This is a genomic window from Bizionia gelidisalsuginis (genome assembly GCF_008086185.1).
In the GTDB taxonomy this organism is placed as follows: domain Bacteria; phylum Bacteroidota; class Bacteroidia; order Flavobacteriales; family Flavobacteriaceae; genus Bizionia; species Bizionia saleffrena.
Genome location: NZ_VSKN01000001.1, coordinates 219,279 through 241,761, shown reverse-complemented (window position 1 = coordinate 241,761; position 22,483 = coordinate 219,279). Strand labels below are relative to the sequence as shown.

Below are 22,483 nucleotides of genomic sequence, written 5' to 3'. Positions count from 1 at the left end.
TTATAGTTGTGTGATTATAAAAGTCGATACGCTACCTCTGTCACTTAATTTGGGGTTTAATTCTTCTTCGGTGCAAGATATAGACCACTGCCCTGTTTTGTTCAAAAATTTCAAACGATCTTCTAACACATTCGAAGATTTTATTTTACGATTATTCGGCTTTTGGGTGTTTACAAATCCTACACCGTCATCTATTATTTCAACTTTAAAGCTTTTTTCTGAAATATAGAGAACATTTACAAAGACATTTCCATTTTCTACCTTATTAAAAATACCGTGATTAATGGCATTTTCTACTATAGGTTGCAATAACATTGTTGGCAACTTTACCTGCTTAGTATTCACTGTATCATCGCAATTAATATGGTATTGAAACTTATCTTTAAATCGTAATTTTTCAATATCCAAATAATTTTGAATGAGCTTAATTTCTTCATTTAAACTGATTTCAGTTTCTTTAGACAATTCGAAAAACTGGCGAATAAGCTTAGAAAATTTAACTAAATAAGTTTCTGAAGCTTCAATTTCATTGTTATTTATGTAATATTGAATCGCAGCTAAAGAATTAAACACAAAATGAGGATTCATTTGTGAGCGCAACGCTTTGAGCTGAATTTCAATCATCATTTTTTCTTGAATGAGGGCGTTATTTTTTTTAAGCTGAACGCTTTTACTCACCACCCAAACTAAATAAGCGATTACAGCGACCACAATTAAAACTAACATTATTTTTACCCATAACGCTTGCCACCACAAAGGCAAAATTGTAAAGCTGAGTTGCTTTTTAATAGTACCGGATTCTAAATTAAAAGTGTAATGATCGGGTTTTAAATTATTGAAATTAAAAATAGTTGATGACGTTGTTATCCATTCGTTTTGAATAGGTTCTAATTTATAATTAAGAAGGATTTCATTATCTTCAGAGAAATTTATGATATCAGATTTTAAGTTAACCACATTATTACTGGTGTACAAAAAAGTGTTGTCGCACTCCGTAATAACCTCATCATTATAAGTGGCCTTTTCTATAAAAACATCAAGTAACAAATTTTGTGTTTCTTGGTGGATAGGTAAAATAGCCAACCCATTGTTAGTACCCACAATTAAATCTTGATTGTCTACAAAAATAGAATTTACATTATTATTAGGCAGTCCATCGTTTACACCATAAGATTTTACTAATTGGTACTCACCGTTGTTTTTTTCAAGATGCAATACACCTGTATTTGTAGCTAACCAAATGGTATTATCTTTAACAAAGGCATCTTGAACTATTAAAAACTCAGAACCATTTAACGGCCTAATGGTGTCTAAATCTGATATAAAACTTCCAAAACCATCTGTATTTATTAATAGTTCAGTTTCAGAAAGTGGTTTAATACTTAATACAGGTTTTTTAAAAGTTTGGGTTTTAAAAATGACGTTTTTTACAGCATCGTTTTCTATTTCCTTTAAACCACTATTGGTAGCAATAATTAAGCGACAGTTAAAAACTAACAAGTCGTTACTCCCTCTCTGAGAGATATCAGCTTTAATCTTAAAGGTTTCATCATCTATTTTATAGATTCCAAAGGAATAAATTGCATATAACTCTGAATTAAAAAGAACAACCTTTTTTAAATGTCTAGTAGCATATTCTGGATTTAAAGACTCTTTTTTAAACGTTGCAATTGGTCTCTCTCCCCTAAATTCTTTAAAAATAATGTTTGGCGTAAAATAATAGGCTGTATTAAGAGCCGTGATTTCAGATGCGCCATAAATATAGTCGTTTACAGAGAGGTAAGGCTTAAATGTTTTATCACTTTCAGCATACTTAAAAAAGCCTTGATTGTAAACACTCGCAATTAAATTATTATGAATACGGTTTAAATTTTGAATCTTATCACCTTCAAAATCATAAATAATATTTTGTTTAAGGTCAGGCAGTTTGTAAACGCCTTTATTAAAAGTAGATAACCAGATTGTATTTTTATTATCTATAAAACCAAAATGAGCATTTAAATGCGGCGGAAAAAAAAAGGGTTTAGAAATATGAAAGTTCTCATCTAAATACCCAACAAAAGAAGCTCCAGAAATTTGAAATGTATCACCTACCACATTTATTCTGGCGTGTTTTACAGAATCTATGTCAATTTCATCTTTAAAAGTAAAGGTCTTGAATTCTAATGTATCAAAATTTAAAATGTAATATTTTTTATCTGATACCCAAAAAAACAAGTTCTCTGTTATTTGACCTCTCGATGTCTTGTGGTATGCTGTATTTTTTGCGTGAAATTGTTTAAGAATAGTGCTATTTTCATCATAAACAATTAAATTATCTGTAGTGTAACTGTACGTTAAATAAGAGACATTACTATTATTGATTATTTTAACAAAATCTTTGTTACCTAATTTATTTTCAGGCTCTTTTATCTGTTCCCAAATGGTATCCTTTAAAGTAAACATCTTATTAGGCCCATTGGGATACACGTTATTTTGTATTTGAGAGGAAAAAATGGGATTCATAATTTCGTTTTTCGCCATGTTAGGAAATGAAAAAACACTGTCATTTTCAATGAAACCCAAGCGCGAAGATTTAGATAAATACCAAATTTTACCATCTGGTGTTACAAAAGCATCCCAAACATCGTTAATTGGCAACCCCTCTTTAGTTGTAAAAGTTTTAAAAGTTTTACCATTATACTTTACCATTCCTTTATCTGTTAAAAACCACATATAGCCTTTAGCATCTTGCATAATTGTATAGACGTGGTTACTTGGCAAGCCGTCTTTAGTAGAATAATTGGTATACTGCTGCGCGAATAACACATTCCATAATAATAGAAGTAATAGAGTTATATGCCATTTTTTATGTTTCAATGGTGCGCAATGTTTTACAGTAATTAGTGTTCCTCAATATAACTGATAAAAGGTACTCTTTAATTATTTTTTTAATTGAATTACCTTTAGATGTTTTAACCTACAAAAAATAGAGTCCGTTACATAAGCTTTCCAAATCTAAACTGTTTTCGTCTGTATTAAAAGGTACTATAAATAGGTCTCGTCCATTTATAATTTTCAATCTAAACTCACCTTTCGTTTGCAATACCACTCTTAGTTTATCCATTACTGCATTTGGGTACCTGTTTAAAGTAATAGAAAAGCCTTAGTTATCGTTTACAGAAAATGTCGTGTTAATTTCTGTGGTTGCTGTATTCGCAGTGATCGGCACATTATAATGGACATAAATATTTGTACGTTTATTCATCATTTCATTTGCTATTTAGCAGAGACAGCCCATCCCTTTTCAAACTTATTACTCTCCGAGGTTACTTACTAAAACCTTTATTGATCTGGTTTTCTTAAAATTCTGCCTTCGCCGACTATTGTTCCTTGAGCAGTAGTATCTGTTGCATACAAAAAATCGCCTTCAAAAGTAAACTCTATGTAATCTCCAACATTTACGGGGTGAACCGTAACCGTGCACATCACTGGAGAACTAGCAAAATTCGTTATACTTGACACAAATATATGACCTGGAGAAAACTCTGTAAAAATGAAATTACTCGTTACGCCATCTGAAATTCCCCAAGAAAAATTACTTTCATTTGTAAACGTTGTAAAATCTGGAAAGGTAAAATCTCCATCTACAAAAATGCTCGCATCATTTACAGAGCCAGCGGAAGCCCTAAAATAAAACTTCTCGAATGGCGAATTGGTATTTGGTGTAAAATAGCCTTTTGCTGAAGCGTCAAAAATACGCTCTGTTCCATTGTTTAGTGTGTATTTAAAATATTCGCTTGTGTTTAATGTTGGCGTAATTACGGCATCGTCATCGTTACCGCAACTAAACGTAGAAACTATAAGAGCGAATACTAAAAAAGGTTTTAAAAATATTTTCATTGTTTTTCTTATTAATTTTTCTGATTAATTATCTACTGCTATATAATTTCCATAGCCAGCATTAAAAGTGCTCACTAGATTTAAACTCCCTCCAGACATATCATAGATATATAAAGCATTGGCATCTGTTACATAAGCATAATTAAGATTAACAACGACACCACTAGCGTTATTTAGAGGCTTTGAGTCCATAACAGACATCGTGTTTAAATTAATCATTTTCACACCATCGTAACTTGTTTGTAAAGGAGCGTCTGGACCAGGTTTCATTGTAACATAAGCATAAGCACCTGAAACATCCAAAGCCGTTGCGTGACCGCCAATAATAACCTCATCAATTAATTGGAAACCGGCTGGCGTTTGTTGAAATTTCTTTAATTTTTGATCTATAATATTCGCCACATAATAATAGGTGCCATCGGTTCTTGTCCAGCTATGAAAACTTCCATTGCTGTAAGGATAAGAAGCTATGTCTACATCCATAGGGGCACTTGTAGTGTTCGTTACCAAAGGTGTACTTGGATCTGTAATATCTATTCTATGTAAACCAGAAGCTAAATCTATAATAACTAAATCATCTCCATTTTTAACCATACTCATTGTATCGTGGCCATCTACAATACTATACTCTGCACTCGCCATATGAAATTTATGAAACCCTCTATATTCATCTGAAATATACGTGTAGTTTTCTACTTCTACCACATCTGAAACGCGACCATAAGTTGCACTTTTTGCAAGTGAACCGTAAATAGTTGCAGTTGGCGGGTTTGCAATGTTTACAAAACTGACAAAAGGCTCTGTGGCATCAAAATGCCCAACATACGCAAGGCTGTTTGCAGTATTTACATAGTATGATGTTGGTGCTGGAATAGCGGTTTCCAAGCTAGGCGATAAAACGTTAGTCACATTTACAATTTTTAGGTTTGAACCATCTGTTATATAAACATAATCGGTAACACTTACAATTTCATCTATAATTACACACACATTAACTGAGGCATCGACAGCATCATTATCTTGAGCAGACAAATATAAAAGTTCTAGTGTTACTACGTCACCAGGTTGATTTCCGCCACTTAATGTACTGACTACTGTTGTATAAAATTGTGTATTACCTACTGGATAGGTACTTCCATTCATCATAAAATAACTGCCATCGATTGCATTAAAATTAGTCCCTAAAGTAGACAAGCTACCGGTGGTAGTCCCAAAGGTATAGAAATCCATTATTGGTGCATTTTGGGTGTTAAATATGTGCAAATAATCACCATCTGGATGACCAGTTACGTATTGCACATTAACAAGGTTTCCGTCAAAGAGAAGATTGTTCTCTCCTTCGTTTATAACAGTAATACCTTGCTCACCGTCTCCACAAACCTCATCTACAAAAGGATCATTATCATTGCCGTAGTCACAGCTATAAAGCATAGGGATAACGGCAGCAAATAAAATATTTTTTATTATTTTCATAGTTTTAAGTTTTAGTCTAAAATGATACCGAAAGTTCCTTCGTAATGCCCCGTGATTATTTCGCCATCTTCATTCATAAATGTATAATCGACATCTACTGTGCTTTCTGTTGGATTAGCATTATCTATAGTAATAGCATTAAAAGTAATTGATGGACCTACTGGGCCTGGGAAATTAAAAATGCCCACATTCTCGCTACCAATACCGAACTCTGTGTTATTATTTATATATATTGGACTTAAAGCATCTATTTGACCATTCTCAATAATAACAGAATCGTGAATACTAGAAACCACATACGTATTATTTGGCAGTGGCCCTGCATTTGCCAAACTTGGGTTGTCTTGGACTTCTACATTTAAAAACACCCAGCTCGTTGTGTTTAAAGAGAATAAATAATCATCGTTTACGCCATTTACATTTGCCAAATCATTGTCGAACATTCTTCCGTTGGAAAAGAAAAAACTGTAATTATCTGGAAAGCCATCGCCTCCAATATTAGGGTCGTCATCCTCTTCATCTATCTCAAAATAAGCATTCGGAGTTTCAAAAAATATATTATTGTGCGTAAAACCATCGGTTGGAACTACTGGATCTGTTTGTTCGTCGTCGTTGTTATCGCAACTAAAGGCAAAAAGAGAAATGAGTACTAGTATTATGTTTATATTTTTCATCTTATTTAAGTTTTTAATTACAAATACTTGAATCCGTGTCGTCTGTGTCTATATTATTTAAGACTCCAAAACCGTAAGAAATAGTTTGCGACCCGCACCCATCACCATCTGCATCAATGTATCCCAACGTTAAGTCGGTTACTATTACACACAACTCAATTTCCAAACCGTTACCTACAATATCGAATCTAAATTCGTCGCCAACAACAGCTCCTGTAGTCCCGGTAACGCCTCTCTGGCAAGTAATTGCTAAGTTCGCATACGTGTTACCATCAAGATTAATGGTGCCTGTGCCTGTAGCATCTTCATTAACCACGATGGTTGTAAAATTAAAAAAACCAGGATTGGTAGTTTTGTATATTTCAATTTCTGGTCCATTAGAGCCTCCAGTTACATATTGTGCAGTTAGCTCTGCGCCGGGAATAAGAGTTTCGGTCCCGTTGGACGTTGTATAAAAAGTAAGACCTTGATAATTACACACGTCTTCATTTGGCGGATTAATGGTATCTGTACCATCATCGTCGTCGTTATTGCAAGCAAATGTAAGTGCTAGCACTGCGCTAAATAGAAAAATTTTAAATGTTGAATTCATAGCTTTAGAGAATTTGTTAGGTTTAGGGTTTATAAGTTTCTATAATAATAATAATAATAGAGTTGCGCTAAATAGTTAAGAGGTTATTTGTAAAATGCGATTTCAATGTAATAGCACATTGTCTTAATTGTTTCCGAATAAAAAAAACCGACAACCTTTAAGAAACACTTTAGTATTGCCGATTTTTTTATTGTTGACTAATAGCAACTCAAATATAATGGGGTCGTTATAAGAAATATACTCCCATACTATAAAACGTAGTCTTCATTATTTTAAAACCAACGTTCATTCAACTATCGGTTTTCTTGTACACTACTTAAAAAGAAACTAAGTTTGCTTTATAATCTTATTCACAATTATGCAGGACCAACTTATTAATCTTCTTATTTATACTGTTCCAGCAGTCGTAACTGGAGTTATTGCTTATTTCTTTTTTAAAGAACATATTAAAAACGAAAATAATAGACGTCATTTTTTAATGCATAAAGACTTCAAGAAAGAAGCGTTACCGATGCGCCTACAAGCTTACGAGCGTATGACTTTGTTTTTGGAGCGTATTGTACCCTCTAAATTATTAATAAGAGTAGCACCGCTTTCTAGCGATAAAAATGATTACGAGAGATTGTTAATAGATAGTATAGAACAAGAATTTGAGCATAATTTATCGCAACAAATCTATTTAACTAGCGATTGCTGGAGTATAATTTTAGCGGCAAAAAACACGACCATTCAGCTTATTTTAAAAGCTAATATGTCTGAAAAAACAGACAATGCAAATAAACTTCGCGAAGTAATTTTAACGGAAATGATGGAAAAACAAGCGCCAAGCAGTACAGCTTTAGCGTATATAAAAGAAGAAATAAGCGCTATCTGGTAATTTCCTTTTCTAAGGAGAGACTATCGTCCATAGACAGACCTTTACCGTGTTTACTTTCGGCGTGAGCATATCCTTCTAACCACCATTTTTCCATTAATTTTTTATTAAAAATTAATGAATTTTCCGTGAGTTTCGTTGGCGTGTAGTAAAGATTCAGTTTTACGTTTCTGTATTGTGCAGCGAGTTTACCAATAGCAATATCTCCTTTTTCTACCTGATCTAATAAATGTCCAAACAGACTAAACATTAAGGAAAATGGATTGCTACCGAGTACCTTATTATACTCTAACTCTTCGCTTTCTAAAATAATGGCATCAACCTCTGTAGCACCACGTCTTATTGCTTCTCGAATAGGAATAACGCAGCCTAAACCCCCATCTGCGTAATCGAACCCATTTTTTTTCACTAAAGACATAAACGGGATATAATTACAAGAAATCCATATCCAATCGCAAAACTCATCATATTCAAAATCATTAATAGATTTATATTCGGTTCTGTTTTTTGAAAGATTTGCTACCGTTACAATGACGTCTTCTTTTGTTGCGCGAATAAGATTAAATTCTTCTTTGGTGAAATTCTTTTTAATATTTTTTCTTAGATTTTTACTTTCACCAAAAGTGCGCCTCTTTTTTATAAACTGAAGCACCGTATTAAAATAATTAATAGACACATATTCACGTCCTTTTTTCTTTTTCACAACAAAAGGATTAACACTAAAAATAGACTGTTGGTTTACGTTAGTAAAAATATCGTACAGTTTACCGATATCGTTCGTGGCTAGAAAAGGAACGAGTAGCCCCCCTGTAGACGTGCCTAAGAACATATGGTACTGTTTACCTTCCTGCTCTATTAAATATTGCGCGACACCACCAGCAAAGGCTCCTTTACTACCGCCACCAGAGATCACTAATGCTTTCAAATTGTTATGGTTTTTCTTGTTCTAAATTAGTAATTATGTCTTTATATTTCTCGTTTTCGGAAAGAGATTTTAAAATACTTTTAGCTGATTTTTTAAACCTCCAATTATGGTGCGTAGTGGCGAGAATTACATTTTTAATTGCGGTGTCATTAAACCCATCCAAAGATTGTAAATAGGACAGTGCATTTTGGCGCACATTAAAATCGAAATTTGGAGAGGTATACTCTATTAACTCAGCGTAATAATCAATTCTATCATTATTGGCAACCCCCTCTGTATTTAGAGCTAAAACCAACCACAATAGTCTAATGTTCTTGTCATTAAAACCATTAATATTAGCTGTTTTTTCGAGATAGAGCAATCGGCTTTCAGGAAAATTAACCCAAAGCGTATACAAGGCCACCTCTTTTGTAGCGTACGAATTATCCTCTAAAAATGTTTCGTATTGGGTTTTTAACTCTAAAGGAACGACTGTAAAACTTTTAGCAATGGCTTGCCTTACTTTCAAATCAGTCTCAGACCATAAAAATGCTGGAATATCACCTTTTAACTGCGGAATTATTTTAGATTTTAATTCTACAGCTTCACTTGTTAGCAAAAGTTTCTTACAACTATCTGGCTCTGCATAACAATCGTATTTAAAAAATGTTGCTATACTTTCTGATTGATTTATCAAATGATTGGTCATTTCTGTAATAGGTAAATCTGCTGATTCTAACCACTTCAATTTAAAAGCACTCAAGTCCTGATTGGACGTTTGCTCAAGTATCTTAAAAAAATAATCGGTTTCTACATTCTTAAATTGAAAGGTATTTAAATATTTTTTAACCGCGTCTTTAAAAGCCTTTTCTCCCACTTTTTCTCTAAGCATTTCTAAAACCCAAGCTCCTTTTTTATAAAAAGTAACGCTGCTTGCTTTGGGATCTAACAAGGCGGTGCCTTCCCCTGCTTGCTCCTGCTCTAATAACTCTTGAGCATATTCGTGTAATCGCCAAAAATAAAAGTCCTCTCCAAAAACATCCCGTTCTGCTAATAACGCATAATAGGTTGCAAAGCCTTCTTGAAGCCAATGGTGTTTACTTTTGGTGGCGGTAACCAAATTCCCAAACCATTGGTGTGCTAATTCGTGTGCGTTTATGTTTACATAGTTTCGATCTTTAAAGGCAGTACTATCGACTACAAAAGCATCACTAAAAATGGTTGTGCCTGTATTTTCCATTCCGGCATACAAGAAATCTTTCACTGGGACTTGCTTATAATTCTGCCACGGATAAGCTACTCCTATTTCAGTTTCTAAAAAATCGAACATTTGCTTAGAGTAGCGATAAGTGGACTCTACTTTTAAGGAGTCTTTTGGATAATAGTAATACCTTAATGGTATTTTACTCGCTGATAACTCCTCAATTTTGTTATACTTTCCAATAGCTAAAGCTACTAAATAACTTGACATTGGCTGTTTCATATCGTACTGCCAAGTGGTATGTGTGGCAGTACTTTCTTTCTTAATTAATTTTCCATTAGCAATAACTTCAAAATTATTTTTATAGGTTACACATATGTCAAACTCTATTTTATCATTCGTGTCATCTATGCTCGGCAACCAATTACTGGTGTATTGCCCCTGACCTTGTGTCCAAATTTGATGTTGCTCTTCACTTTCACTATTAATAACGTACAGCGCTTTTTTAGGTCTCGAATAAAACGAAAATTCCAATGTATTTTCCATTGAAGGCTTCAAAGTGCTTAACACCCAAAACCTATCCTCTTTAACACGATATTTTACAACCTTATTATTAAGTAAAACCTTAGAAAAAGAACTATTTCTAGTGTCTAAATAAAATGAATCTACAGTTTTTAAAACATCAAACGAATAGATGACACTTCCGTTAACCGATTTATTTTCAGCGTCTATCGTGTTTAAATCAACAATAGCCTTTTTAAAATCAATGTCTGACGTTTGTTGCGCTTTACCTAAAAAACTACAAGAAAATAGAATAAAAAATAGCAGGTGTTTCATAAGTGGAAGATAATAAACCTAAAAGTGTAGACCAAAAAAAGCACGCTATAAATAGCGTGCTTTTCGACACTTAATTAACTGTTTTAATTTGTGACTATTGGAGCATTAATTGGGGTGTTACTTTTAACGACTACAAATATAGAAGTAGCGTAATAAGCATTACCATTTTCTCCATCGTTAGTCCAATCTTCGTAGTCATACTCGAAAGCAAATGTGTTTCCTGCCAGTGACGTACCGAATACATCTAAACGGGTGGGAACTTCCATTCCTGGGCACCAACCCGCACGATCAGCAGACCAGTTTCCTGGACTTTGATTATTTACTGGGTTAGCCGCACAATTCATTGGTCCCATATAATGATCGAATGTATTTGCACCGTTTATTTTAACACTGTGTGTTCTATAACACCACTCTGCACAACCTCTTCCTGTTCCAGTATCTTCCGGTGTTGCGTGTCCCCAACCTGAAATAATGGTTCTTAAATGAGTACTCTCTGCATTGGCAGGAATAGACACGGTTTTGTCTAAATCAAAATTATGTGCTACACCGTAAGGCACGCCCGAAGACGACCAATCGTCGTAAGAAAGAATAGGAGTCACAGCATAGTAAGGATAATCTGGCGTGCCTTCAATATAATCGAAATCTACGGATACTTGGTACCCCTTATCATTCCAACATTCAGTTCTAATTCTCAACTCGGTAGTCCCCGTTAACAGCGATTTAAAATCGGTGACATCATATTCAAAACCTCTTTCTAATTGGCTATTGTCATTCCAATAGGGCGTAATGTAACGTCCTAACTCATAAAGTTCTCCAGTAGCTGGATCCTTCACTTTTACGTTAGCATAGACATCCCATTCATCGCAACCACCTGTAGGACACGTTAATTTAACATACATTTTTACAGTTTCTATAGCTGTTAAATCATTATGTAAGTTAAACGTTTGAGTGTTAGATTGATCGTAACCACCACCCATAGCAAGACGTTGCTGATTAAAAGTTTGATAATTATGAATTACAGCCGGTGAATTTCCAGACAAACTAACTACTACAGCGTCAGCATCTGTATTTGATATTATTAAAGTACCTGTTGCGTTTCCAGTAACTGAGGGAGTAAAACGCACGTAAACAATTGTTGCTTCATTTGCTGTCGCTGTTCCTATTTGCAAAGTATTTGCATAAGTTGTTCCGTCTAAAGACATCTCAAAATCATCTGTAATTGTTAGATTTATATCACTTACTAAATTATAGCCAGTTACCATAAGTTCTACAGGGTTAGACGCGTTAGCAACTGCGGTATCGTCAAAGCTTAAAGCCGTATTGCTAACAGTAATAATGGGAGCAATACTCACTCCTGCACCACTTAAACTTAATGATTTTGTTACGGCTCCATTACTTTTTAACGTTAATGTCCCACCTCTTGGTCCTACAGCTGTTTCACTTGGAGAAAAACGCACATAAACCGTTTTATTTGCAGCGTTTGCAGAACTTTTATTTAAACTAACTTCAGCAGAAAAACTTAAATCATCCAAAGAAACTTCAAAATTTTCACTCGCTTTAATTTTTAAATTTTCGTTAAGGTTCTCCCCTTTCACTTCTACATTTTAAGAACTAGAATGATTCATCACATCGACTTCTCCAAAGGTCACAAAAGAGCCCATCGTTTTAATTTCAGGAGTGGGTGCCGCATCAGTTGTATCGTCGCTGCTACAATTTGCAGAAAGTAGTACGACCAGCGTACACATTATAAAACCAAAACAGGTTTTAAGCGTGGTTAATTTCATAAATTTGATTTATAGGTTAAAATATAGTTAATTTTTTGTTTCGTAAATATATCAAAAGCCTAAAGACATTCACGTATTCTATTACAGAATAAATTATAAATTGATATTTTTGCAGTATGAGTACGAGTTTACAAACGCCCATAGATTATTTAAAAGGTGTCGGACCAAGTCGCGCAGATTTGCTTCGCAAGGAGCTCGGTATCCAAACGTACCAAGATTTACTTAATCTATTTCCCAATCGCTATTTAGACCGGACCAAATATTTTAAAATTAACGAACTACAAGCTAACAATGCCGAAGTTCAAATTATTGGGAAAATTATAAAATTTGAGGAGATTGCTCAAAAAAGAGGCAAGCGTTTGGTCGCCACTTTTAAAGACGACACCGGCGTAATGGAATTGGTTTGGTTTCGTGGACAAAAATGGATTCGAGAAGCGCTAAAACTCAATACCGATTATGTTATTTTTGGTAAAACCAATTACTACAACGGTAAGTTTAGTATTCCGCACCCCGATACTGAATTGCTAAGTGAACACGAACAAAATTTACGCTCTTCGATGCAGGCTATTTACCCATCGACTGAGAAGCTTTCCAATCGCGGAATTACCAATCGTGTGATGACAAAAATTATGCAAAATTTATTCCTAGAAACCAAAGGACGCTTTGCTGAAAGCTTGTCTAAAAATTTACTTTCAGATTTAAAATTAATCACCAAATCTGAAGCCATTTTTAACATCCATTTTCCTAAGAATTCCGACCTTCTTTTTAAAGCCAAATACCGACTAAAATTTGAAGAATTATTTTATATTCAACTGCAATTAATCCTTAAAAATTTAATCCATAAATCTAAAATAAAAGGCTTTCCTTTCAATACGGTTGGTGACCATTTTAATACGTTTTACAAACACCATTTACCTTTTGAATTAACCAACGCACAAAAACGTGTACTTAAAGAAATTAGAGCCGATTTAGGAAGTAATGCCCAAATGAATCGCTTATTACAAGGCGATGTAGGCTCCGGAAAAACTATTGTGGCTCTAATGGCAATGTTAATGGCACTTGACAATGGTTTTCAAGCGTGTTTAATGGCGCCTACTGAAATTTTGTCAGCACAACACTATAACGGATTAAAAGAACTTTGCAACAATCTGAATATCAGTATAAAACTTCTTACAGGCTCAAGTAAAACTTCAGAGCGAAGAAAAATTCACGAAGCTTTAGAAAATGGCGAATTAGACATCTTAATTGGCACGCACGCCGTTTTAGAAGATAAGGTGAAATTCAAAAATTTAGGACTCGCCATTATCGACGAGCAACACCGTTTTGGTGTGGAGCAACGGTCTAAATTATGGAAAAAAAACACCTCGCCCCCACACGTTTTAGTAATGACCGCAACCCCTATTCCAAGAACCTTAGCAATGTCTGTTTATGGCGATTTAGACATCTCCGTAATAGACGAATTACCACCGGGTAGAAAAGCCATAAAAACAGTACACCGATACGACACCAATAGGCTTAAGGTTTTACGCTTTATAAGAGACGAAATTAAGAAAGGAAGACAGGTCTATATCGTGTACCCATTAATTAAAGAAAGTGCCAATATGGACTACAAAGATTTAATGGACGGCTACGAAAGTATTGCTCGAGATTTCCCGATGCCAGACTTTCAAATTTCTATTGTTCACGGACAAATGAAACCGGCCGATAAGGAGTTCGAAATGCAACGTTTTGTAAAAGGCGAAACCAATATTATGGTCGCTACAACCGTTATTGAAGTCGGCGTAAATGTCCCTAATGCCTCGGTAATGATAATTGAAAGTGCCGAACGTTTTGGACTCTCGCAATTACACCAATTGCGTGGTCGTGTTGGGCGTGGTGCCGAGCAAAGTTTTTGTATTTTAATGACGAGCCACAAACTCTCTGAAAACAGTAAAACACGCATTAAAACGATGGTAAGTACTAACGATGGTTTTGAAATCGCCGAGGTAGATTTACGCCTTCGTGGTCCGGGAGATATTATGGGCACACAGCAAAGTGGTGTTTTAAATTTGCGCATTGCCGATATCGTTAAAGACAATGATATTTTGCAACATGCCCGGTACCATGCCAAACAAATATTAACAAAAGATCCCCGTTTGAAATCGCCAGATCACACCCCTATTTTAGAGACCTACCGCCAAATGGCGAAATACAAGAATATTTGGAATTATATTTCTTAGAATATTGAGCTTAAACTGTTATATTATTTACTTTTACATCTAAAACATTAATATGCTTCACCTTAAACTAGAAACCGATCCGCGTTGGGTAACTATTGTAGAATCTAATATTGAAGAAATATTAACCGATCATGCGTGGTGCGAACAAAAAGCGGCGACCAACGCAATTACAATAATTACTCACAATTCTGAATATCCAGATTTAGTTACAGAATTATTAGAACTCGCGAAGGAGGAAATAGAACACTTTCAAATGGTGCACAACATCATTAAAGAGCGTGGGTACACTTTGGGCAGAGAACGCAAAGACAGTTACGTCAATGAGTTGTATAAATTTATGAGCAAAGGCGGAAGCCGTTTACAAAGTATGGTCGATCGTTTGTTGTTTTCGGCTATGATTGAAGCCCGAAGTTGCGAACGCTTTAAATTACTCTCCGAACGTATTACGGATCCCGAATTATCTAAGTTTTACCACGAACTAATGATTAGTGAGGCTGGACATTACACTACTTTTATTACGTTTGCCAGAAAGTACGGAAAAGGTATAGATGTCGATGCGCGCTGGCAAGAACTCGTTACCTTTGAAGGCGAACTGATTAAAAGTTACGGTAAAAGCGAAACCATTCACGGGTAAACCACCCCTACTCTTCTAACAACGCATTTATAAAACCATCGAACTCTAATTTAAATTCGGTAAACTTATCGCCAGTAGCAGGCCCATTAAACCCCGTATGTATTTTTCTAACTTTTCCTTGTTTGTCAATAAATACAGTGGTTGGATAACTTAAAACGTGGTTTAGCATTGGTAGTTTTTTCTGAGCTTCCTCTTTACTTGTCGACCCTGTCTGTGCTAACAAAATAGGATAGGTAATACCTACACGATCTCGCAAACGTTTTATATTACTAAAAGCTTGAGTTTCTGTTTTCGCGTATTCAAAAGCTAGACTTACAAATTCAAGGGCTTTGTGCTTATTATTTCTATAATAGTCTGCATAATACGTGCTTTCGTCTAAACAATTTGGGCACCACGTTCCCATTATTTGCACGACAACCACTTTATCTTTAAATCGGGTATCGCTTAACGCCACTTGCTTACCATCAGTATCTGGAAAGCTAAAGGCTAAACTCTCGTAACCTTCTTTTAAAAAGGTAAGCGCATTCGCACTTTTTAATTCAAAATCACTATTTCGCTGCGCTACAAAAGGTTCTTTATAATGGTTTCCAGAATAAAAGGTTCCAGCAATTGTAGAATCGGTAATTTGTGCTGTAAACAAAAAAGCGTGTGCCCCATCAAAAGTAGAGAGTTTTAAAGTCGATCCAGAAATTACGCCTTCAAGATAGCGGTAATCGCCGGTTTCAGTTCTAAACGTTCCGGTCACTTCGTTACCTGTTTGTTTAAAAACACCTTTTGCCTGGTAACTTTCGGAGTCACTATCGGGACTAAATGTCGTTTCCCAATCGCCCGAAATGTTAACCATTGCATCGTTTACAACCTCAAATCTCGTTGTATTTTTCTGAGCTGTAAACGGCACTTTTCGTTGTTTACCTTTTACTACAAAATCACCTTTTAAAACACCGTTTTTAATTTTCGCTATTAAAACACCCTCAAAGACAGGTAGTTTTATATAAATAGAATCGTCTTTATAGCGTATTTCATCTACCAAGATTACTTCATCTGCATTATAAATTTCTAGCAAATCTTCAGCGTCAACCTTAAAATTAAAAGGTAATATTTCTGTGTCGCTCACTTGTAATTCTGCGCGGTACATTCCCGGTGATAATCGTTCTTGAGGCGTTTCATCTTGACAAGATAAAAATGAAACTGATAAAATTAAGAATAGAAGAGGTGTTTTTAGCATTGTTTTGTTTTGATTTTAAATGTAATCGAATAAACTACAAAAACCTTACAAATAAAACATAGATTCTAATGGGGTCTTAATAATAAGCCGCTAATCAGCACTTTTTTTTCAACAAAATAGTTTTTCAATTCCATTAAGCCTTAAGTATTCTTATATTTGCGGACTTAAAACGGTATTGTATAAATGAAAATTTCTTATAACTGGATTAAGCAGTTTATTAAAACAGACTGGTCACCAGAACAAACAAGCGAATTATTAACAGACTTAGGTTTGGAGGTTGAAGGTATAGAATTATACCAAAGCATAAAAGGCGGTTTAGACGGCGTTGTTGTAGGCGAAGTACTTACGTGCGTACAACACACAAATGCAGACCGATTAAAGGTTACAACCGTTAATATTGGCTTAGAGAAGCCCGTGCAAATTGTTTGTGGCGCACCCAATGTTGCTGCTGGGCAAAAAGTACCTGTGGCGACCATAGGAACGACTTTATATACCGAGGAAGGCGAAGCTTGGACCATAAAAAAAGGAAAAATTCGTGGTGAAGAAAGTCACGGAATGATTTGCGCTGAAGATGAATTAGGTATAGGGAAATCTCACGATGGTATTATGGTTTTAGACATCGATACAGTTGTAGGAACGCGTGCTGCAGATTTATTTAAGATTGTAAATGATCAGGTTTTTGAAATTGGTTTAACCCCGAACCGTGCCGATGCAATGAGTCATTACGGTACGGCCAGAGATCTAAGAGCTGGTTTAGCGCAACAAAATATTATTGCCCAATTAAACACCCCCTCTGTAAGTGCGTTTCACGTTGACAATAGATCGTTAAAAATAGACATTGAAATCGCTAATAAAGAATTGGCACCGCGCTATTGCGGTATTACCATTTCTGATATTAAAGTTAAAGAATCCCCTGCTTGGTTACAACACCGCTTAAAGGCTATTGGTGTAACCCCAAAAAACACTATAATTGATGCTACTAATTACGTATTACACGAATTAGGGCAACCACTTCACGCTTTTGATACGGCAAAAATTATAGATAATAAAATTGAAGTAAAAACGGTTGCTGCCGGAACCCCCTTTACCACTTTAGATGGCGTAGAACGCAAATTACATGAAGACGACTTAATGATTTGTAATGCCGATGTACCTATGTGTATTGCCGGTGTTTATGGCGGATTGCATTCTGGTGTTACCGAAAACACTAACTCTATATTTTTAGAAAGCGCGTTTTTTAACCCCGTTAGCATTCGTAAAACAGCGAAACGCCACGGTTTAAATACCGACGCTTCTTTTAGATTTGAAAGAGGAATCGACCCAAATATCACAGAATATGCTTTAAAACGCGCAGCTTTATTAATTATTGAAATTTCAGGCGGCATTATTACTAGCGATATTTCAGATTTTTATCCGAATAAAATTGAAGACCTTCACGTTCACCTTACATTCGATAAAGTAACGAAATTGGTTGGTCAAGAGATTCCTGAAGAAACGATAAAAAGTATTTTAACGACTTTAGATTTCAAAATTAATAATGTTACCGAAACAGGATTAGGTTTAACAATTCCTGCGTACAGAAACGATGTACACCGCCAGGCGGATGTTATCGAGGAGATTTTAAGAGTGTACGGTTATAATAAAATAGAAACCACGACGAAGCTAAACGCGTCTATTTCTAATGCGTCTCGTTTTGAAGACTATAAATTACAAAACATCATTGGTAATCAATTAGCGTCTCAAGGATTTTTCGAAATTATGGCTAATTCTCTTACGACTCCAGATTACACAGCTTTAAGCGAGCAGTTAAATGAAGACCATAATGTTACGATGTTAAATCCGTTAAGTAGCGAATTATCGGTAATGCGTCAATCGCTACTGTTTTCAGGTTTGGAAGCTATTTCTTTTAATATAAATAGAAAACGCACCGATTTAAAGTTATTTGAATTTGGTAAAACTTACCATAACTACGGAGATAATAAAGAAGAGCTGAAACACTTAACCTTGTTTTTAACAGGTAATAAAACGAGTGAATCTTGGAATAAAAACCAGACACCAAGCGATTTCTTTTATTTAAAAGGGACCATTATAGCGACTTTAGAGCGCTTAGGAATCTCTAGATTTAAGACTAAGCCTTTTAAAAATGATGTGTTTAGCGAAGGCGTATTGTTAGAACAAGGCAAAACGAAATTAGTAGAATTTGGAGTAGTTAAAAACGCTATTTTAAAGCATTTTGGAATTTCTCAAGCTGTCGTTTATGCCGATTTTAATTGGGAGGCTATTATTGACATTGCAAAACGCAATACAATTTCGTTTAAAGCAATACCAAAATACCCTGAAGTGCGTCGCGATTTCGCGTTACTACTAGACGATAAAGTGCTCTTTGAAGACATACATACTATTTCTAAACAAACAGAAAAGCAACTTTTAAAAAGCGTAAACTTATTCGACGTTTACCAAGGTGAAAACCTACCCGAAGGAAAGAAAAGTTATGCCGTAAGTTTTATCTTTCAAGATGAAAACAAAACACTTACTGATAAGCAAGTAGATAAAATAATGAATAAATTAAAATCTAATTTCGAAACAAAATTAGGTGCCCAACTAAGATAAATTATGGAAACAGAACACAATGAAGTACCACAGAAAAAGAAAAACATCTGGGATCTAATTTCAGGTATAGCTTTTATTGGCTTAGGAGGTTACCGTTTTTACAGTCACTTTTTAACCGAAGCAACACTGTCAAACCTAAGACTTGTTTTTGCTGCGGCCTTCCTTGGTTTTGGTATTTATAATTTATATAAATACACGAAGTAAAAACAACTTTCGATAACACTATATAAAAGTAGTCTGCATAATCTGTAGGCTACTTTTTTTATTTCAGAAAGACACCATTCAACACTTAATTTACTGGTAATCGCCTTCCTATTCTCTTGTTATTGTCGCATAAAAAGGTAATCAGATACTACTAAATTCAACAACCTGTATAACTATCTTATAAAATGTTGCTAAGGTGTACAACCATCCATATGTAAATCATTATCAAAATCAGTGTCTTAAATATAAAATAGCGACGTACTAAAATAGGAACCTATCTATTTAATTTTTTGAGCCCTATCTATTTTGCAAAACTTTAACTTACAGAAGTTCCTTAAAATTTAATTTGAACACTTATTATTTGTACATTTAAATATAACCTAAATACGAAACAGTATGTCAGACTCAGAATATGTAAAAATTTTTACAGGAAATTATATTATCGTTCAAATGATTAAGGAGCGTTTAGAAGATATCGGAATTAGTCCGATTATTAAAGACGAAACCGAATCTGGTAGACTTGCAGGATTTGCATCTGCTTTACGCGGACAACCAGAAGTTTATGTACATGAAAAAGAACTAAATAAAGCTGTACAAGTGGTAGAGGTGGTTCGTGGAGAGATGGAAAGTAAATAATTATGGCTTGATTTTAAACATAAAAAAAGCGGCTAAATCTTATTTTAGCCGCTTTTTTTATATACTACATATGCTCACTAGTTTGGCATTACAACGGTATTGATGGTGTGTACCATTCCGTTTGTTTGTGTTTTATCTCCCGAAATAATAGTAGATTTCACACCGTTAGCGCCAATTAAGACAATTTTATCACCTTGTAAAGTTGCTGTAAGTGTTGTTCCGTTTAAGGTTTTCAAACGTGCTTCTCCGCCGTTGCCATTTACAGCCCTCGTTAACTCGTTTACACCTTGGTTTCCTGGCATAACGTGGTAAGTTAACATCTCTTTAAGTGCCTCTCTGTTTTCAGCTTCTAATAGCGTTTCTAACGTTTTTTCTGGTAACGCGTTAAATGCTGCGTTGGTTGGAGCAAAAACAGTAAACGGCCCTTTTCCTTTTAAAGTCTCTTCTAATCCTACAAGTTTAATTGCGCGTACTAAAAACGTATAATCTTCAGAGTTGTTTAAATAAGCGAAAACAGTTGTTCCTTCGACAGTTCGGGGAGTTGTTATCTTACTTTTACTAAACATATAAATAGCACTATTTATTGTAGACGCTTCTGGTTCTCCTTCTGTGTTGTCTTCTTGTGTGTCTTGTTTGGCATCTTTCAATTCCGCTTTTAAAACCTCTTCATTATCTGTTGCATTATGAGACATTTTTATTTCTTCAGCTTTTGCGTTAGCCGATGTAGCATCTTCCTCATCTATAGCCGATAGTGAAGCACGACTCATTTCAGATTCAGCGATTTTATTTTCTGATGTCTTATCAGTACGTTCAAGCTCTTTATTTTGAGCGAAACCCAAACTAATACAACCTACTAGCGCTATTGCCATTGTAATTTGCTTGGTTATTGCTTTAGTTTTTAAATACATAATTTTTATTTTTTATTTAATGCTTTACTCTTTAAACGATTACATTTCGATTTTAGATGTTTTACAGCGATTATTTTAACATATTTATCCAAATATAAGATAATTATTTACAAAAAAAGCCCTGATAGAATCAGAGCTTTACTAGTTTATTAAATTGAAAGGTGAAATTTATACAGTTACCCCATACATTTTATCTCTTAATTCTTTAATTTTTGGATCTTGCATATAATCATCAAACGACATAAATCTATCAATTACTCCGTTTGGTGTTAATTCTACCACGCGATTTCCTACAGTTTGTGCAAACTCGTGATCATGAGTGGTAAACAATACAGTTCCTTTAAAGTTTTTAAGCGAGTTATTAAACGCGGTAATACTTTCTAAGTCTAAATGGTTTGTTGGTTCATCCAGTTGCAAAACGTTGGCTCTAGTCATCATCATGCGCGATAACATACAACGTACTTTTTCTCCACCAGATAACACAGACGATTTTTTAAAGGCCTCTTCTCCACTAAAAATCATTTTTCCTAAAAAGCCTCGAATATGCACTTCTTCGCGCTCTTCCTCGGTAGTTGCCCATTGGCGCAACCAATCGATTAACGTTAACTCATTTTCGAAAAAAGCATTATTATCTAAAGGTAAATACGATTGTGTCGTTGTCACTCCCCAAGCAAATTTTCCTGAATCTGCTTTTTCTTTATCGTTTAATATTTGATAAAATGCCGTTGTCGCCCTAGAATCTCTAGAGAACAACACCACTTTTTCACCCTTATTCAAGTTTAAATCGATGTCTTTAAATAACACCTCACCATCTAAAGAAGCCGTTAAACCTTCAACATTTAATATTTGATCCCCTGCTTCTCTATCGCGCTCAAAAATAATGGCTGGATAACGACGACTTGTCCGTCTAATATCTCCAATATTAAGTTTATCAATCATCTTTTTTCTACTAGTTGCTTGTTTAGACTTAGCAACGTTAGCAGAGAAACGGCGAATAAATTCTTCTAATTCCTTTTTCTTTTCTTCGGCTTTCTTGTTTTGTTGCGCATGCTGTCTTGCTGCTAATTGAGAAGACTCGTACCAAAACGTATAGTTTCCAGAGAAATGAGTAATCTTTCCAAAGTCAATATCACTAATATGTGTACATACAGAATCTAAAAAGTGTCTATCGTGAGAAACCACAATAACACAGTTATCATAATTCGCCAAAAAGTTTTCTAGCCAAGAAATAGTTTCGTAATCTAAATCGTTGGTAGGCTCATCCATAATTAACACATCTGGATTTCCAAACAGCGCCTGTGCTAATAACACACGTACTTTCTGTTTACCATCAAGATCGCCCATTACCATATAATGGTAATCGCTTTTAACACCTAAGTTAGATAACATTGACGCTGCATCGCTATCTGCATTCCAGCCGTTCATTTCCTCAAAACGAACTTGAAGTTCCCCTATTTTTTCAGCATTCTTATCCGTATAATCTGCGTATAAGGCATCTATTTCAGACTTCAATTTATATAAAATCTCGTTTCCCTTTAAAACGGTTTCTAAAACAGTATCTTCATCGTGCTTATTATGGTCCTGTGTTAAAACCGACATACGCTTTCCTGCTTCCAAATGCACGCTACCAGAATTAGCTTCTTGCTGACCAGAAATTATTTTTAAAAATGTAGACTTTCCGGCGCCATTTGCACCAATAATTCCATAGCAATTTCCATTATTAAAGGTTGTGCTCACTTCATCAAAAAGAATACGCTTCCCAAATTGAACTGAAAGATTTGAAACTGATAACATAAATTGTAGTTTAAAAATTTTTGCAAAAGTAG

General features: G+C 34.9%; 19 protein-coding genes. 6 read left to right on the top strand and 13 right to left on the bottom strand.

Features of this window, described 5'->3' with window-relative positions:
* The 6 genes from ES677_RS01130 to ES677_RS01110 form a co-directional block, all read right to left on the bottom strand.
* Positions 1 to 2,859, bottom strand: coding sequence for a sensor histidine kinase (locus tag ES677_RS01130; RefSeq protein WP_148380175.1), 2,859 nt, complete (start codon positions 2,857 to 2,859; stop codon positions 1 to 3).
* 100 nt (positions 2,860 to 2,959) lie between these two features.
* On the bottom strand, positions 2,960 to 3,106 hold the full coding sequence (locus ES677_RS15235; RefSeq protein ID WP_170234417.1) for a hypothetical protein: 147 nt from the start codon (positions 3,104 to 3,106) through the stop codon (positions 2,960 to 2,962).
* A gap of 218 nt (positions 3,107 to 3,324) precedes the next feature.
* Positions 3,325 to 3,882, bottom strand: coding sequence for a hypothetical protein (locus ES677_RS01125; RefSeq protein ID WP_148368600.1), 558 nt, complete (start codon positions 3,880 to 3,882; stop codon positions 3,325 to 3,327).
* 24 nt (positions 3,883 to 3,906) lie between these two features.
* Complete coding sequence (locus ES677_RS01120) at positions 3,907 to 5,355, bottom strand: LVIVD repeat-containing protein (protein ID WP_148380174.1); 1,449 nt, start codon at positions 5,353 to 5,355, stop codon at positions 3,907 to 3,909.
* Between the two features lie 11 nt (positions 5,356 to 5,366).
* Positions 5,367 to 6,029 carry a hypothetical protein gene (locus ES677_RS01115; RefSeq protein ID WP_148368602.1) on the bottom strand — a complete coding sequence of 221 codons (663 nt, stop codon included), beginning with the start codon at positions 6,027 to 6,029 and terminating at the stop codon, positions 5,367 to 5,369.
* A gap of 13 nt (positions 6,030 to 6,042) precedes the next feature.
* A complete protein-coding gene (locus tag ES677_RS01110) occupies positions 6,043 to 6,621 on the bottom strand; it encodes a hypothetical protein (RefSeq protein WP_148380173.1) in 579 nt (192 codons plus the stop codon).
* A 358-nt stretch (positions 6,622 to 6,979) separates the two neighbouring features.
* Between ES677_RS01110 and ES677_RS01105 the strand changes: the two genes are divergently transcribed.
* Entirely contained in the window at positions 6,980 to 7,498 is a 519-nt protein-coding gene (locus ES677_RS01105; RefSeq protein ID WP_148380172.1) for a DUF7935 family protein, read from the top strand.
* On the opposite strand, the gene ES677_RS01100 is transcribed toward ES677_RS01105, so the two are convergent.
* The 4 genes from ES677_RS01100 to ES677_RS01085 all read right to left on the bottom strand — a co-directional run bounded on the left by ES677_RS01100 (position 7,488) and on the right by ES677_RS01085 (position 12,221).
* Positions 7,488 to 8,420 (bottom strand): patatin-like phospholipase family protein, encoded by a 933-nt coding sequence (locus ES677_RS01100; protein WP_148380171.1) that lies wholly within the window; start codon positions 8,418 to 8,420, stop codon positions 7,488 to 7,490. The two genes, ES677_RS01105 and ES677_RS01100, sit on opposite strands and share 11 nt — an antisense overlap.
* Positions 8,421 to 8,424: 4 nt before the next feature.
* Entirely contained in the window at positions 8,425 to 10,437 is a 2,013-nt protein-coding gene (locus ES677_RS01095; protein ID WP_148380170.1) for a M1 family metallopeptidase, read from the bottom strand.
* 83 nt (positions 10,438 to 10,520) lie between these two features.
* Entirely contained in the window at positions 10,521 to 12,032 is a 1,512-nt protein-coding gene (locus tag ES677_RS01090; RefSeq protein WP_211357853.1) for a peptide-N-glycosidase F-related protein, read from the bottom strand.
* Positions 12,033 to 12,041: 9 nt separating this feature from the next.
* Positions 12,042 to 12,221, bottom strand: a complete 180-nt coding sequence (locus tag ES677_RS01085; protein WP_148380169.1) for a hypothetical protein — start codon at positions 12,219 to 12,221, stop codon at positions 12,042 to 12,044.
* Between the two features lie 116 nt (positions 12,222 to 12,337).
* On the opposite strand from ES677_RS01085, the gene recG reads away from it, so the two are divergent.
* Together recG and miaE are read left to right on the top strand one after the other, a co-directional pair.
* Complete coding sequence (gene recG, locus ES677_RS01080; protein ID WP_148380168.1) at positions 12,338 to 14,440, top strand: ATP-dependent DNA helicase RecG; 2,103 nt, start codon at positions 12,338 to 12,340, stop codon at positions 14,438 to 14,440.
* Between the two features lie 52 nt (positions 14,441 to 14,492).
* Positions 14,493 to 15,074, top strand: coding sequence for a tRNA-(ms[2]io[6]A)-hydroxylase (miaE, locus tag ES677_RS01075; RefSeq protein ID WP_148368608.1), 582 nt, complete (start codon positions 14,493 to 14,495; stop codon positions 15,072 to 15,074).
* A 7-nt stretch (positions 15,075 to 15,081) separates the two neighbouring features.
* On the opposite strand, the gene ES677_RS01070 is transcribed toward miaE, so the two are convergent.
* Positions 15,082 to 16,299 (bottom strand): TlpA disulfide reductase family protein, encoded by a 1,218-nt coding sequence (locus ES677_RS01070; protein ID WP_148380167.1) that lies wholly within the window; start codon positions 16,297 to 16,299, stop codon positions 15,082 to 15,084.
* A gap of 183 nt (positions 16,300 to 16,482) precedes the next feature.
* Here ES677_RS01070 and pheT point away from each other — a divergent pair, with 183 nt between their 5' ends.
* The 3 genes from pheT to ES677_RS01055 all read left to right on the top strand — a co-directional run bounded on the left by pheT (position 16,483) and on the right by ES677_RS01055 (position 19,749).
* Entirely contained in the window at positions 16,483 to 18,909 is a 2,427-nt protein-coding gene (pheT, locus tag ES677_RS01065; protein ID WP_148380166.1) for a phenylalanine--tRNA ligase subunit beta, read from the top strand.
* A 3-nt stretch (positions 18,910 to 18,912) separates the two neighbouring features.
* Positions 18,913 to 19,113, top strand: coding sequence for a hypothetical protein (locus ES677_RS01060; RefSeq protein ID WP_148368611.1), 201 nt, complete (start codon positions 18,913 to 18,915; stop codon positions 19,111 to 19,113).
* Positions 19,114 to 19,509: 396 nt separating this feature from the next.
* Entirely contained in the window at positions 19,510 to 19,749 is a 240-nt protein-coding gene (locus ES677_RS01055; RefSeq protein WP_148368612.1) for a putative signal transducing protein, read from the top strand.
* Positions 19,750 to 19,826: 77 nt separating this feature from the next.
* On the opposite strand, the gene ES677_RS01050 is transcribed toward ES677_RS01055, so the two are convergent.
* Positions 19,827 to 20,657: a fasciclin domain-containing protein gene (locus ES677_RS01050; RefSeq protein ID WP_148380165.1), complete on the bottom strand. Its 831-nt coding sequence runs from the start codon at positions 20,655 to 20,657 to the stop codon at positions 19,827 to 19,829.
* A 168-nt stretch (positions 20,658 to 20,825) separates the two neighbouring features.
* Complete coding sequence (locus ES677_RS01045; RefSeq protein WP_148380164.1) at positions 20,826 to 22,451, bottom strand: ABC-F family ATP-binding cassette domain-containing protein; 1,626 nt, start codon at positions 22,449 to 22,451, stop codon at positions 20,826 to 20,828.
* Positions 22,452 to 22,483 lie beyond the last annotated feature (32 nt).

Bases quoted from the DNA above. Each gene is read 5' to 3' on its own strand.
- ES677_RS01120 (WP_148380174.1), bottom strand. From the start codon at position 5,355: ATGAAAATAATAAAAAATATTTTATTTGCTGCCGTTATCCCTATGCTT.
- recG (WP_148380168.1), top strand. From the start codon at position 12,338: ATGAGTACGAGTTTACAAACGCCCATAGATTATTTAAAAGGTGTCGGA.
- ES677_RS01085 (WP_148380169.1), bottom strand. From the start codon at position 12,221: ATGAAATTAACCACGCTTAAAACCTGTTTTGGTTTTATAATGTGTACG.
- miaE (WP_148368608.1), top strand. From the start codon at position 14,493: ATGCTTCACCTTAAACTAGAAACCGATCCGCGTTGGGTAACTATTGTA.
- pheT (WP_148380166.1), top strand. From the start codon at position 16,483: ATGAAAATTTCTTATAACTGGATTAAGCAGTTTATTAAAACAGACTGG.
- ES677_RS01070 (WP_148380167.1), bottom strand. From the start codon at position 16,299: ATGCTAAAAACACCTCTTCTATTCTTAATTTTATCAGTTTCATTTTTA.
- ES677_RS01045 (WP_148380164.1), bottom strand. From the start codon at position 22,451: ATGTTATCAGTTTCAAATCTTTCAGTTCAATTTGGGAAGCGTATTCTT.
- ES677_RS01105 (WP_148380172.1), top strand. From the start codon at position 6,980: ATGCAGGACCAACTTATTAATCTTCTTATTTATACTGTTCCAGCAGTC.
- ES677_RS01095 (WP_148380170.1), bottom strand. From the start codon at position 10,437: ATGAAACACCTGCTATTTTTTATTCTATTTTCTTGTAGTTTTTTAGGT.
- ES677_RS01115 (WP_148368602.1), bottom strand. From the start codon at position 6,029: ATGAAAAATATAAACATAATACTAGTACTCATTTCTCTTTTTGCCTTT.
- ES677_RS01125 (WP_148368600.1), bottom strand. From the start codon at position 3,882: ATGAAAATATTTTTAAAACCTTTTTTAGTATTCGCTCTTATAGTTTCT.
- ES677_RS01055 (WP_148368612.1), top strand. From the start codon at position 19,510: ATGTCAGACTCAGAATATGTAAAAATTTTTACAGGAAATTATATTATC.
- ES677_RS01060 (WP_148368611.1), top strand. From the start codon at position 18,913: ATGGAAACAGAACACAATGAAGTACCACAGAAAAAGAAAAACATCTGG.
- ES677_RS15235 (WP_170234417.1), bottom strand. From the start codon at position 3,106: ATGGATAAACTAAGAGTGGTATTGCAAACGAAAGGTGAGTTTAGATTG.
- ES677_RS01110 (WP_148380173.1), bottom strand. From the start codon at position 6,621: ATGAATTCAACATTTAAAATTTTTCTATTTAGCGCAGTGCTAGCACTT.
- ES677_RS01050 (WP_148380165.1), bottom strand. From the start codon at position 20,657: ATGTATTTAAAAACTAAAGCAATAACCAAGCAAATTACAATGGCAATA.